At 40.7% G+C, this 13,621-nt stretch carries 11 protein-coding genes; 4 read left to right on the forward strand and 7 right to left on the reverse strand.

The features are described from left to right. Both phoB and G9371_RS06905 read right to left on the reverse strand, forming a co-directional pair. Nucleotides 1–711, reverse strand: coding sequence for a phosphate regulon transcriptional regulator PhoB (phoB, locus tag G9371_RS06900; protein ID WP_000650776.1), 711 nt, complete (start codon nucleotides 709–711; stop codon nucleotides 1–3). Nucleotides 712–966: 255 nt separating this feature from the next. Continuing rightward, complete coding sequence (locus tag G9371_RS06905) at nucleotides 967–1,638, reverse strand: TetR/AcrR family transcriptional regulator (RefSeq protein WP_000224581.1); 672 nt, start codon at nucleotides 1,636–1,638, stop codon at nucleotides 967–969. Nucleotides 1,639–1,834: 196 nt separating this feature from the next. Here G9371_RS06905 and G9371_RS06910 point away from each other — a divergent pair, with 196 nt between their 5' ends. Continuing rightward, nucleotides 1,835–2,668 carry an SDR family NAD(P)-dependent oxidoreductase gene (locus G9371_RS06910; protein ID WP_000787753.1) on the forward strand — a complete coding sequence of 278 codons (834 nt, stop codon included), beginning with the start codon at nucleotides 1,835–1,837 and terminating at the stop codon, nucleotides 2,666–2,668. 56 nt (nucleotides 2,669–2,724) lie between these two features. Here G9371_RS06910 and G9371_RS06915 read toward each other — a convergent pair whose 3' ends face one another. The 5 genes from G9371_RS06915 to G9371_RS06935 form a co-directional block, all read right to left on the reverse strand. Beyond that, a complete protein-coding gene (locus tag G9371_RS06915; protein ID WP_001135116.1) occupies nucleotides 2,725–4,092 on the reverse strand; it encodes an MATE family efflux transporter in 1,368 nt (455 codons plus the stop codon). 106 nt (nucleotides 4,093–4,198) lie between these two features. Continuing rightward, nucleotides 4,199–5,353 carry a pyridoxal phosphate-dependent aminotransferase gene (locus G9371_RS06920; RefSeq protein WP_029424066.1) on the reverse strand — a complete coding sequence of 385 codons (1,155 nt, stop codon included), beginning with the start codon at nucleotides 5,351–5,353 and terminating at the stop codon, nucleotides 4,199–4,201. Between the two features lie 27 nt (nucleotides 5,354–5,380). Further along, on the reverse strand, nucleotides 5,381–6,691 hold the full coding sequence (locus G9371_RS06925; protein WP_001055481.1) for a DUF445 domain-containing protein: 1,311 nt from the start codon (nucleotides 6,689–6,691) through the stop codon (nucleotides 5,381–5,383). 13 nt (nucleotides 6,692–6,704) lie between these two features. Continuing rightward, nucleotides 6,705–7,268: a CC0125/CC1285 family lipoprotein gene (locus tag G9371_RS06930; protein ID WP_000876371.1), complete on the reverse strand. Its 564-nt coding sequence runs from the start codon at nucleotides 7,266–7,268 to the stop codon at nucleotides 6,705–6,707. Nucleotides 7,269–7,327: 59 nt separating this feature from the next. Beyond that, on the reverse strand, nucleotides 7,328–7,867 hold the full coding sequence (locus G9371_RS06935; protein ID WP_000999587.1) for a DUF924 family protein: 540 nt from the start codon (nucleotides 7,865–7,867) through the stop codon (nucleotides 7,328–7,330). A gap of 168 nt (nucleotides 7,868–8,035) precedes the next feature. Here G9371_RS06935 and gshA point away from each other — a divergent pair, with 168 nt between their 5' ends. The 3 genes from gshA (at nucleotide 8,036) to G9371_RS06950 (ending at nucleotide 13,614) form a co-directional block, all read left to right on the forward strand. Beyond that, on the forward strand, nucleotides 8,036–9,613 hold the full coding sequence (gene gshA, locus G9371_RS06940; protein WP_000082280.1) for a glutamate--cysteine ligase: 1,578 nt from the start codon (nucleotides 8,036–8,038) through the stop codon (nucleotides 9,611–9,613). A gap of 14 nt (nucleotides 9,614–9,627) precedes the next feature. Beyond that, nucleotides 9,628–10,143: a disulfide bond formation protein B gene (locus tag G9371_RS06945; RefSeq protein WP_029424067.1), complete on the forward strand. Its 516-nt coding sequence runs from the start codon at nucleotides 9,628–9,630 to the stop codon at nucleotides 10,141–10,143. Between the two features lie 165 nt (nucleotides 10,144–10,308). Continuing rightward, nucleotides 10,309–13,614 carry a type VI secretion system Vgr family protein gene (locus tag G9371_RS06950; RefSeq protein ID WP_029424068.1) on the forward strand — a complete coding sequence of 1,102 codons (3,306 nt, stop codon included), beginning with the start codon at nucleotides 10,309–10,311 and terminating at the stop codon, nucleotides 13,612–13,614. The last annotated feature ends 7 nt before the right edge of the window (nucleotides 13,615–13,621 follow it).

Consider the following 13,621-nt stretch of genomic DNA (forward strand, 5'->3'; position numbering starts at 1 on the left):
TTAACCTGCGGCTAAATCTGCACGTGTTGAGAAACGATAACCTGTACCACGTACAGTCTGAACAAATCGGTCTACACCAAAAGGTTCTAGGACTTTACGCAAACGACGGATATGCACATCGATAGTACGATCTTCGATGTATACATTACCGCCCCACACCTGATCGAGCAACTGGGCACGTGTATAGGCACGTTCCGGATGGGTCATAAAAAATGCAAGCAGACGGTATTCTGTTGGTCCCATATCTAAAATACTGTTACCAAAGCTTACGCGTTGGCTTACAGGATCAAGAATTAAACCATTGGCATCAATTGTTTTTTCACCACTTAATGCATTTGCGCGGCGTAGAACAGCTTTAATACGAGAAACCAATTCACGGGTTGAAAATGGTTTGGTCATATAGTCATCTGCACCAGCATCCAGACCTTGTACTTTGTGGTCTTCTTCACCGCGAGCGGTCAACATAATGACTGGAATTTCTGCTAAGTTTTCATCACGTTTTAAACGGCGACATAAGTCGACCCCACTTACGCCCCCGGGTAACATCCAATCGAGCAAGATAAGCGCCGGACGTTGGTCGACGATAATTTGATGAGCCTGTTTGGCATCTTCTGCCTGTAAACACTGAAAGCCTGCCATGTCCAAAGAGGTATGGATCATTTCGCGGATAGGAAGCTCATCATCGACAATTAAAATATAGTCATCTTTCACAGCGTAATACCTTGTAGATTTTAACGGTGAACCGTTTTGTAGTTATGACAGGCTTATTACAAAGATTAATTATGACAATTTCATTGCAGAAAAGTCTATAAAATCGAATTTAGCAATAATTTGTGACAAAAATACGGCAAGCGCATGACCAAATGATGACAGATAGGTATAAATTTTCTTAAAACCATTCAGTGTGTTACAAGCTTATCTTAAACGAGGTTTTTACAACAAAAACAGTGTCAAAAAACTTTAATATTATTTTGAAACTTTCGCGAGCAAAGCTAAAAAAACGATACGGCAGGCCGCTAAAACTTGCTCTAGAGACTGCTTAAACCCGCCCATCACCCATCGAACGGCAATTTGTGTCACGTATCCATTTAAACCAGTAGCGATTAATGAGAGTTCATTTTCGTTATGCTGGATTTGCGGCATGGTTAGCATCACAAAAGCTTGAATCATACGATCAAACTGGGCGAGAGTTTCCTGAATGGTGGCTTGATTATGTAATTCTTGGACCAAAATTGCATCGACATACACAATACGAGCCAAACGAGGGTCGTCTTTTAAAGTACTCAGTAGAGCACGTAAACCAGCATCGACCATTTGCTCAGGGTCCGGTGCCGCTTTAATGACGGCTTGCATCAAGTTTTGCTGTAATTCTTCAATCATTTTTAAAAAGATAGTCTGGAATAAATCTTCACTCTTTTTAAATGATTCATAAAAATAACGTTCGGTGAGTTTTGCTTCTTGGCAGACATCTTTTACCGTCACGGAAAAAAAGCCAAGGGTTCCATAAGTTGCAATACCAGCTTCAATGAGTTTTTCGCGGCGTGCCTCTTTGCGCTCAGACAGAGATAACCCTTTGAACTGACGTTCTTTACTCACAGTTTTTGTTTTCTTTTTACTGGTTGAGTCGTTTGTCGCCATAAATAAATGGTTTCCTAATTTATCGGTTTTTTGGCAAATATGAGCCCTATGATAAAGCGGTCAGCAGAATTGTGCCAATCTATCTGAAATTACAGTGTACTATATTGACAATGTATATTGTCAAAATTATATTGAAAGAGTCTAAATTGCACATGCAATGAACCAGTTGTGCAAATCGAAAAACAAAGGATGGACAATGAAAAATTTTAAAAACAAAGTCGCTGCAATTACGGGTGCGGGTTCTGGCATTGGGCAACAATTAGCAATTCTTCTGGCAAAGCAGGGCTGCCATCTTTCATTAAGTGACATTAATGAAAAGGGCTTAGAGAAAACCGTTGAGCTATTAAAACCGTACAGTAACATTACTGTAACAACCAAGAAGTTAGATGTTTCTGACCGCGAGGCAGTAAAGCAGTGGGCACAGGAAACTGTTCAAGATCATGGCTGTGTTAACCTGATTTTTAACAATGCGGGTGTAGCTTTAGGCTCAACTGTAGAAGGTGCAACTTACGAAGATTTAGAGTGGATTGTGGGAATTAACTTCTGGGGCGTGGTTTACGGTACTAAAGAATTCTTACCGTTCATTAAGCAAACACAAGATGGCCATATTATTAATATTTCCAGCTTATTTGGTTTAACGGCTCAACCGACACAGTCTGGCTATAATGCAACTAAATTTGCGGTACGTGGTTTTACTGAGTCATTGCGTCAAGAGTTAGATATTGAAAAATGCGGCGTAAGTTCGCTATGTGTACATCCGGGCGGTATTCGTACTAATATTGCTAAAGCTGCAAAAATGAGTGATAGCTTGAGTAGCTTGGGTATGGACCCAACTAAATCGATTCAAAACTTTGACAAGTTATTGCGTACCCCACCAGAGGAAGCAGCTCGTCAAATTTTAGATGCAGTTTTGAAAAATAAACGCCGTTTACTCATCGGTAGCGATGCAAAAATTCTGGATGCATTCCAGCGTTTATTCCCAACGGGATATCAACGTGCTTCAACCATTGTAACCAAATGGATGAAATAAGGTTTAAAAGAAAAAAGCCATCAATTGATGGCTTTTTTTATAAGGTTTAATGCATTCTAAATAAGAACTTTGATCTTCTTTTTCTTCCAGATAAATTGATAATACAAGCCTTGAATAATACATAAACTGACAAATGCCAAGGCATAGGCGACCCAAATGCCTTTAAGTCCCCACATCGAACTAAACCAGTAAGCACATGGCATTTCAATAAATAAAATGGCAGAGATGTTAATCAGCATCGGTACGGTTACAGTCCCACTGGCACGCATAATTGATGCAAAAATGGCACCTGCACCAAAGAATAAAATTGCCCAAAGTACAATAAATAAAAGCTGTTGCCCTAACACCACCACAGTTGGATCTGTGATGAATAAAGCCATCAAATATTTTGAAAATAGATAGCCGAGTGCAATTAAGGTACCTGTAAATAAAAAGTTCATTCCCAAAGCGGTGCGTGTAACACGTGCGAGTAGGTCCGACTTACCAGCACCAATCGCTTGTGCTGCAAAGATTGAGGCCGCGATAGAGATCGAAATCGCTGGAAACTGAATATAGTTGAGTACCTGATTCACGGCACCATACGCAGCTGTGGCATGAGCTCCGAAACGGTTCACTAAACCCACAATGACTAAACCAGCCATTGAAGTGGTAATCATTTGAATACCGGTTGGAACACCTAGGCGTAAAATGATTTTACTTAATTCCGAATTATGACGAATATGTTGCAAAAGCTGACGGTTCGGTCGAAGAGGATGCTTTTTCTTGTTTAGATAAATCGCAAGAAAAATGAGAATAGCTACATAGCCAGTAATGGTCGCAATTGCCGGAGCAATAATTCCTAGAGCGGGTAAACCAAAATAACCTTTAAGTAATATCGGGGTAATGACCAAACCAATCACACTGGTTAAAGCCAGTGCAAGTAAAGGAGTAGTACTGTCTCCTACACCGCGTAAAATTGAGGTATAGATAATATAAACAAAGAGAAGAGGACTACCTGCCAACATCCATTGCACATAAGGCAAAGAGAGGTGCATCACCTTCGGATCCGTACCTAAAAGTTCTAAAATATCATGGGCAAAAAACACACCAATGATTGCGGTAATGATACCGCCAATGATGGTCATAAACAGAGTAGAGCCCACCACACTTTGAACTTTTTCAATATTCTGCGCGCCCCAAGCCTGACCCACTAAAACAGTAGTACCCGTTGAAATACCGATAATAAACGCAAGCAGTAAAAACAAAATGGGGAAAAAAACCGAGACGGCAGCAATCGCATCGACCCCCATCATTTGTCCAACAAAAATGGTGTTAATGGTACCGGACAGGTTTTGCAAGATATTGGTTGCAATCAGGGGCAATAAGAAAACAAAAAATGTTTTCCAAAGATTTTGCTGATGAATTAAAGACTGTCTTGGTGGCATGTATTCTCCATCGCCCATCTCTCTGATGAGCGGGTCGGATATTCAACTTAGCATAGTTGTGTGGAATTTCTTGTAGTATTTTTACTATGCTAAGTGACTAAATTTATTAACATTGATTCAGAATTTCTCCTGCTTTTTGCAGTGTTTCATCATTTTTTGCAAAGCAGAAACGAATCAAGCGTAAAGACTCGGGGGCTTGTTGGTAAAACACTGAAACAGGAATAGCCACAATCTTATGTTGCTCGGCAAGAAACTGGCACATTTCCACATCATTTAAGTCAGATCTAATCTGGCTGTAATCAAGGTTTTGGAAATAAGTTCCTTGCGATGGTTTAAGCAAAAAACGGCTATTGTAAATCGCCTGATTAAATCGGTCTCGTTTAGTCTGATAAAACTGTGAAAGTTCCTGAATATGTTCTGGGTGTTGCTGCATATATTGCGCAAGCGCAATCTGACAAGGTGTTGTGCCACAGAAATTAACATATTGATAAATCTGGCGGAACAAACGCATTAAATCAGGTGAAGCAACACAGTAACCGGTTTTCCAACCTGTGACATGGAAGGTTTTTCCAAAAGAACCAATCACAAAACTACGTTCTCTGAGCTCAGGGAAATGCAACGCGCTAAAGTGTTGCTGACCATCAAAAACTAAGTGTTCGTAGACTTCATCAGATAAAACTACAATATTTTTATCCTGAATTAGTTCAATGAGTTCTAACCAGTCTTGTTTGGACCAGATTGTACCTGTTGGATTGTGGGGAGTATTTACCACAATCATACGGGTTTTATCGTTAATTCGATCTTTAACTTGTTGCCAGTTCACCTTAAAGTCAGGTGCTTGCAAGGCAATATGTACCGCTTTACCACCTGCTAACTCGACAGAAGGTCCATAGCTGTCATAACTCGGGTCAAAAATAATGACTTCATCACCTGTGTTGATGCAGGCTTGTATGGCACAGAAAATTGCTATGGTTGCACCGGGCGTAATCGTGATTTGAGTTACAGGATCAAGTTGAAGATGATCACGTTGTTGAAATTGTAAAGCGAGCTGTTCACGCAGTGCGAGAATGCCATCACCAGGTGGGTACTGATTGTGTCCAGCCAAAGTTGCCTGAGATAGGGCTTCGAGCAAAGCAGGGGGTGCAGGAAAATCCGGGAAACCCTGTGAAAGGTTAAGTGCACCCAAGCGCTGTGCCATTGCCGTCATTGTACTAAAAATAGTCACCCCTTGTGTGGGCAATTTGGACTGAAGCTGTAGCATATTGTTCTCTTAAGGAAATTATTAACGTTATAAAATTGATTCAATCGCTGCTCGTATTACACCTAGAGTTAAGCCGATAAATGCACCTACCACAACGCCATTCACACGAATCATGTGTAAGTCGCCACCGACTTCGTTTTCAATTTTTCCAATCATTTCACGTGAGTCCCACTCATGAATACGCTCACTCACATAGCGTATGATTTTATGGCTATATTGGTCCGTAAAGTTCATGGCAAGTCCTGTCATTTCTTTGTTGAGAACTTCACGTACTTTTACATTTTGGACAAGGTTTTCACCCAACTGCTGAATGGCAGCTCTGAGGTTCATTGCAATACCAGAGTCTTCTTTCATTAAATCTTCTTTAATGGCATCACATAAAATAGTGACAGCGCCACTAATGAAATTTAAGACTTGAGGACTATCTAGCAGCGCATCTTTGCCACTATTTAGACGTTGGCTGGCAATACTCTCAGGGTTTGCCAACTCCAGCATGAGCGAGTGGGCAATAGTTTCAATTTCCTGTCGCCATGGGTGTTCATGGTCAGCCAGCATTGATTCTACTTTTTCAACCAGTGAATCAATGGTGCGCTGCTGAACATCAATACCGATCCAGCTTGCACCTTTTGCAAGAGACCAGACGCCCAGCGCTTTAAACATTTTTCTTGTCAATTCGCGAGTTTTATCCGGATTTTGTACCACCCACTCATGCGCGATATCGAGACCACGTTGCAGTACATCTTGGTGGAAATCATTTTCCAATACTGCACGCAGCATTTCACTCGCAAGTTTATTGACTTGAGTGTTACGCACCCATTGCACACTGTTGTTTTGCACGAAATTGGCAATTTGTTCTTGGCTCACAAATTCAAAAACTTTAGGTACAGTTTGCTGAATGAGTTGTACCACTTGCGTATTGTTTTGTGGACTGGCAAGCCATTGGCCAATGGCAAGACTTAAATCGGTTTTTTCTAGGCTTCGTTCGACCACCTGAGGCGACAGGAAGTTTTCCTGCACAAATCGACCCATTGATTCGGCAATACGTGCCTTATTACGTGGAATAATTTCGGTATGATCACGCAAAAACTTAGGGATGGGAAGCTTACCAAATGGGTTTCGAAACAGAACGGTAATCGCATACCAATCTGCTAGTCCACCCACTACACCAGCTTCCGCACCTAGCATTAAAATATGAATTAAGTCTGTGTACTCTGGCAGAAAGCGATTGGCGATCAATAACCCAATCCACAGCACCACCACAATAATAAGTGCCATCGTAGCGAAATATTTGCTGCGCTTCAGATTGGGTGCATGGTGTACTTCTTCTGCCATATTCATACGGTCATCCTATTCATTTTTGTTTTACTGGCGGCTCAGGTGGCGGCAACAATTCTCCTGTCGGGCTTAAACCATATTTTTGTCCGATAGATTTGAGAATTAACGTTGCATCAAAGGCATCTTGAGGAGCCTGCTTTTGATCCCGATAACATTCAATAGTATACGACACTTGAACAGGGTCGATATTGACCACTTGCGGGAAATCATAGAACGGATCATGCCAGAAACCCGGATAGCGGCGGTAGTAACCATACGGGTAAAAGCTTGGTGCAGATGGGTAAACTACAGCTTGACGCGGTGGCTTTTGGCTTTGATTACTTGGGTCGTTCAGCACTTTAAAAAAGCGGAAACCTTTTTGTACTGTAGTCTGTGCTGATTTCACCAAAGTAATTTCTTCGGCTGCTCCATAGCTCATGTTTGGATCAGCCTGAAAGCTGATTCGAAACGTTTGAGCATTTAACGGATAGGCCGAAAACTGGCCAAGCTGATCGAAAGTTTTTGGTTTGCTGGGTACAGTTGAACAAGCACTTAAAGTTATGGCAGTGCCTAAAGCTAAACAAAGAGAGAGATATTTCATGGTGAACTCCCAGCTGAGCATAAAAGAATGGATGCGTCAGCATTAAAAATAGAGAAGTCTTAAAAACTACTGTTCGGTTCTAATAAAAATTCGGTTTCCTCTGGTGTTGAGACACGTCCAAGGATGGCATTGCGATGAGGATAACGTCCAAAGCGATCTATAATCACTTTATGTTTTTTCTCAAAGCTTAAATTAATTTCATTGCCGAGGCGTTGAAATAATTTTAAAGCAAACTCATGAATTAGCTTCGATTCACTATGCATAAATGGCATGTACAAAAACGAGCGCTGTTCTGGGTTAAGTTGTGCATCGAGTTGCAAGCTAATTGCTTCTTGTGACAAGGCTAAAGCAAGGCCGTCATAAGCAAAAGATTCGGGTTGATCACGATAAATGTTGCGAGAAAACTGATCTAGCACAATAATCTCTGCAAGACGACCTTCTGGTGTTTTCCGCCAAGACCAAAGTTCTGCTCGAGTTGCCTGCCGATGAACGTCTGCAAATTGATCACGAATTTTTGCGTCAAAATCCTCACTTTTTGCAAACCAGAGTGAACGGTGTTCAGGTGAAAACCAGAAGTTTAAAATGTCTTGATCGTTCATGATATTGACAACTCTTTAGCAATTATTCTTCAATAAAATCACAATTCTTTCGTGTCTTAAATAACAAGATTGTGATAAAAATTGCCAAACTGAAATGATGTGATCATATCAATAGCCGTATCATGTCACGATTTTGTATATAGTGATCTTTTATAAGCGAGCAAATGCATGAGTCAACCCACTACACCATCTCAATCAGTTATTCCTGCTTGGGTGGATTCGTCGCTACTACAAGGCATGTTACGTGGAATAGAACGTGAAAGCCTACGTATGCAAAGTAATGGGTTCTTATCACAAGAGTTACATCCAAAGGCATTAGGTTCAGCTTTAACACATCCGAAAATCACCACAGATTATTCTGAAGCGTTGATGGAGTTTATTACTTCACCACAGCCAACCATTGGTGATGCCTTGCATGAGCTCACCGATATTCATGCGGTTGTGCACCGTCATTTAGAAAATGGTGAAAAGCTCTGGCCGTTGTCTATGCCATGTATGCTAGATGACAATGAAGAACGTATTCGTCTAGCTCAATATGGCACTTCTAATATTGGCCGTTTCAAGACGCTTTATCGCCGTGGTTTAGGTATTCGTTATGGTCGCCGTATGCAGACGATTTCGGGCGTACACTATAATTTATCTTTCCCTGATTCTCTTTTTTCTGCTTTGCAGGCACATGAAACTGACGAAAAATTAAAAGCACTTAGTCTGCAAGATTATCGTAGTCATCGCTATTTTGGTTTGATTCGTAACTTTATTCGTTTAACGCCACTGGTTATGTTTTTGGTGGGTGCGAGCCCATCGGTTTGCCGTTGTTTTCTGACGGGTCATGAACATCATTTGTTGCCTTTAATCAAAGGGTCATATTATTTACCGTATGCTACAGCTCTGCGTATGGGGCGTTTAGGCTACCAAAACTCGGCACAAAAAAGTTTAGGCATTCACTATAACAATTTAACGGGTTATCTGGCCGGTTTACAAAAAGCAGTACATTCTCCATATCCGCCATTTAGCCGTTTAGGGTTAAATGATGCCTCTGGTGAACCATTGCAAATTAATGATCATGTTTTACAAATCGAGAATGAATATTACAGTCTCGTGCGTCCAAAACAAGTTCCTCAAGCGGGTGAAACACCGTCTCAAGCCTTGAAAAATCGAGGGGTGGGTTATGTTGAACTTCGTGCAGTGGACGTAAATCCATATTCGGCAATTGGCGTCAATGAAACAACAGCAGGTTTCCTTGAGGCATTAGCGCTTTATTGTTTATTAAGCGATAGTCCTGAACTGTTATGCCCTGAGCAAGATTTGATTGAGAAAAACCAGACAGAAGTGGTTAACCGTGGTCGAGCACCAAACGCAACCATTACTGATTTAAACGGGTCTTATCATATTGAAGATTGGGCACGTCAGCATATTTCTAAAATGCAGGATTGTGCTCGCTTACTCGATCAGACCTATGCAACAGATCTATACAGCTCGGCTTTGGCTGTGATGCAAGAACGTATTGATGAAGTAGATGAAACATTATCTGCTCATGTGATTGATGACACATTAAAGCATGGTGGAACCTGGAGCTTTGGTAGTCATATGGCACAGTTACATGCTGAAACTTATGAAAAGCATGAGATTAGTGCAGAGACTTTGCAATATTTTGAACAATTGGCTGTGCAATCTTTACAGCAGCAAGAACAACTTGAGCAAGATAGTCAGATCAGTTTTGATCAATATCTTGAACAATATAGATAAAAACGAGGTTTTACATGCGATTAAGTTACCGTTTGGTGAGTGGACTGCTTGTTCTGGCAAGCATTGTCGGCATGTCTTTTGCGTTGTATTTGGAACATGTAAAACGGTTAGAGCCATGTCCGCTCTGTATTTTTCAACGTGTTGGCTTAATGGCAATGGGTTTTGTGGCTCTTATTGCGTTTTTGCATAACCCGGTTTCCAATGCGATTAAACGCTTTTATGCATTTTTGGCAGGTATTGCAATTTTATGGTCAGTGGGGGTGGCGGGCCGACATGTTTGGCTACAGCATTTACCACCAGATCAAGTACCAAGCTGTGGTCCGGGTTTAAATTACCTCATTGATGCTTTACCAATGAAAACCGTTTTACAAGAGGTACTTTCTGGCTCAGGTGAGTGTGCGGCAATTGACTGGACTTTTTTAGGTCAGTCTTTACCAGTTTGGTCATTGGTCTATTTCCTTTTACTGTTATTGGTTTGTTTATGGCAGTTATTCCGTTTTTATCCAGTGTTTAAGACGGCTAAAAAGTAAGTTTAAAGTAATTAAAAAAGGCTCAACTTAAGTTGGGCTTTTTTTATAACTTTCGAATAAGTGAAAATATAAAAAAATTGATAGAAATAACGCATAATTTTGTAGACAGATAGTTCTGTTTTTTATAAAGTGCAGCCGTTTATATATCCTTATGATTATAAAAAAATGCTTTTTAATATATTTAGTGTCTTGGAAAAAATAGGGCTAAATGCTCAGAAACGTGCTATCCACGTACAATTTTCTAATGAACTACTCAATCATCAAGTATTCTTACAACGTATAGAAGGCCAACATCAGCTAAATGGTGGCCTAATGGCAGAATTGATTTGCCTTTCAACCAATGCCCAAATTGCACTGAAGCAATTTATTGGTGTCCAAGTCGCTGTTGATCAGGTCACTGATTCGGGGCAATTGTTCCGCACTACAGGTATTGTGACTGAGGCCAGTTATGGACAAAGTGATGGCGCTTTAACGCTTTATAAGCTGACTATAGAAGATGCGACAAATTTATGGCACAAACGCCGTAATAGTCGTGTTTTTATGAATAAAAGTATTGTAGAAATTACCGAAGTTCTATTTAAAGAATGGCAAGAAAAAAGTCCACTGTTTGCTGCGAGTTTAAGTCTTGATTTGGGTGGGTTAAGTCAAAACTATGATATTCGTCCGTTCACTATGCAGCATAATGAGTCTGACTATGACTTTCTCACACGTTTGTGGCGAAGTGAGGGTGTTAGTTGGCTCATTGATGAATCAGAGCTTCTTGTCCCTCATTTTACTGCACCAATACAAGCTCAAAAACTAAGATTAATTGATGACAATAACCAATACCAAGCTTTAGCGCGTCGTAGTATTCGCTATCACAGAAGTAGCGCAACCGAATATCAAGATAGTATTACAGGCTTTGTTGCAGTGCGAAGTCTGCAACCGACTGCCGTACATGTACAGCGTTGGCAGCCCGATGCGTTAGCGCAAGAAGAGGGTAATGGTTCGGTTGTTACTACCCATACACACTCAGATAACTTTGATTCGGCTACTTTAAGTCTTGAGCAAGCATGGCACGTAAGCCCCGCCTGGATGCAAGATTTAAAAGGGGAAGATCAGGCAACCGCTTCAAGCAGTAGCCAATTAGAAAAATTAAATCAGCACTTCACTGACATGCATGCGAGTCGGGCCAAATACTTTAAAGCCTACAGTAGTGTGCGCGATACCCAAGTCGGCTATTGGTTTAATCTACGCGAACACCCTGAAATTGATCAGCATGAAGGAGCAGATCAAGAGTTCCTAATCATTGCCAAAAATTTCTATAACCAAAATAATTTACCTAAAGATTTACATCAGCAAGTTAGCCAGTTATTAACCCAAAGTCGTTGGGATCAACATGGTTACGATGATATCGAACGTCAAAGTAATGAGCTGACGTTAATACGCCGTCAAATCAAAACGGCACCTGAATACAATCCGGAACAGCATCGACCAATTGCTTACCCACAAAGAGCGAAAGTCGTGGGACCTGAGGGAGAAACTATTCATGTCGATGAATGGGGACGCATTAAAGTACGTTTTCTATTTACTCGTAGTGATGATCATGGCCATGATGGTGGCGCAGGTAGTAATGACAATGATACCGACTCGGCTTGGGTGGATGTACTGACTCCTTGGGCAGGAGAAGGTTATGGTGCACGTTTCTTACCACGTATTGGTGAAGTGGTGGTCATTGACTTCTTTGATGGCAATATCGACCGTCCATTTGTGACGGGCCGAATCCATGAAGCACAGCGTTCGCCAACTAAATTCGATGTAAAAGGGCAGCTTCCTGATACTAAAAAGCTAAGTGGCATACGCAGTCAGGAAATCAATGGAAGTGGCTTCAACCAATTACGCTTTGATGACACAACAGGGCAGATCAGTACTCAACTCCAAAGTAGCCATGCGGCAACACAGTTGAATTTAGGTAATTTAAGCCATCCTAAAGAACAAGCGACAAGCCAAGGCCGTGGTGAAGGCTTTGAGCTTAGAACAGACGCTTGGGGAGCTGTGCGGGCGGGTAAAGGCATGCTCATTAGTACCTATGCACAAGAGCAAGCGATTGCAGACCATCTAGAGGCCGCACAAGCACAATCCTTACTTTCACAAGGTTATGAAAGCATGAAAATGCTCAGTGAAGTTGCAGCCAAGCAACAAACTGATGCTTTGAATGTAATTAATCGCTTACCCAAATTCATCCAGTCTCTTGAGTTAAAAACCACAGGGCAGGCATTAAATAGTACGGTAAACCTATTCAAAGAAGGAATTAATAACGATCCTATCCATGCCCTAAAAGACTGCGGTGGCTTTATTCAAGACATTGGTGCACTAGGGGGAAATGCAAAAGGCGTTGTAGATGAATTTAATTCTTTCTTTAGCGATGCTAAAGATGCGGTAGAAAATTTAAAAGCATTTATCGAAAACGTTGAAGAACATGGCCCTGATATTGTTAAAGGAAAACTCGCAAGTATTAAAGACCGAATTCATAAAAATCCATTTGAAAGTATTCAAGAGGTCGGGAAAGTCTTAGCAAATGTCGAGACTAAAGACTTTGATTTGATGAGTACGTGTGGAACTTTTAGTAAAGGCAGTAAATTGGAAGTATCACCTTCTAAAGCATTGAGTTCTTTACAAGGCTTTATGGAGGGTTATACCCAAGGTTTAGAAAGCAGTTCCGATACTAAACAGCAAGAGCAAGGTAAGATCTTTAGACAAGCCCTTATGTTGTTAGCATCACCAAATGGTATTGCTTTGACGACGCCTGAAAATATTATTTTGCAAGCTTCGCAAGATATTGCCGAAAGTGCCAGCGGTTCAATTAATTTGAGTGCTCAGAAAAATATTATTGGGCATGCACAAGACAAAATTAGTTTATTTGCTGCGCAAAAGGGTTTGCGTGCTTATGCCGCGAAAGGAAAGCTCGAACTACAAGCACAAGATGATGCTATTGAAGCAATTGCGAAGAAGGTGATTAAGCTTATTTCTACTGAAGAAAAAATCGAGCTTACCAGTCCAAAAGAAATTATATTAACCGCAGGTGGGTCACAGCTCAAAATTAATGCCAATGGGGTATTTTCAACAACAGGTGGTAAGTTTGAAAGTAAAGCTGGGCAGCATTTGTTTACGAGTGGGGCAAAGGTTTCTTATGAGGTTCCTGAGTTACCTAGTTCTTTTGATTATAGTAATAGAATTGATTTGTATAAGATTTTTCAATGGAGTGATTTCGAAAATATTAAATATAGTGCAATTTTTGAAAATCAAAGAGTTACGCAAGGGAATTTAGATGAATTAGGAAGAACAGAAAGATTCAAGAGTAGTACGCCTGACAAAATGAAGGTTTTAGTGGGATATAGTGCTGATAAATGGCATAAAGAAACAGAAGAGTTTGAGGATTTTGATGACTATGAAACCAACAATGACTCTAATTTAAATAATAATTCTAATTAAGGGGAGA

This window comes from Acinetobacter sp. EKM10A (assembly GCF_011075215.1).
GTDB classification, from domain to species: domain Bacteria; phylum Pseudomonadota; class Gammaproteobacteria; order Pseudomonadales; family Moraxellaceae; genus Acinetobacter; species Acinetobacter baumannii.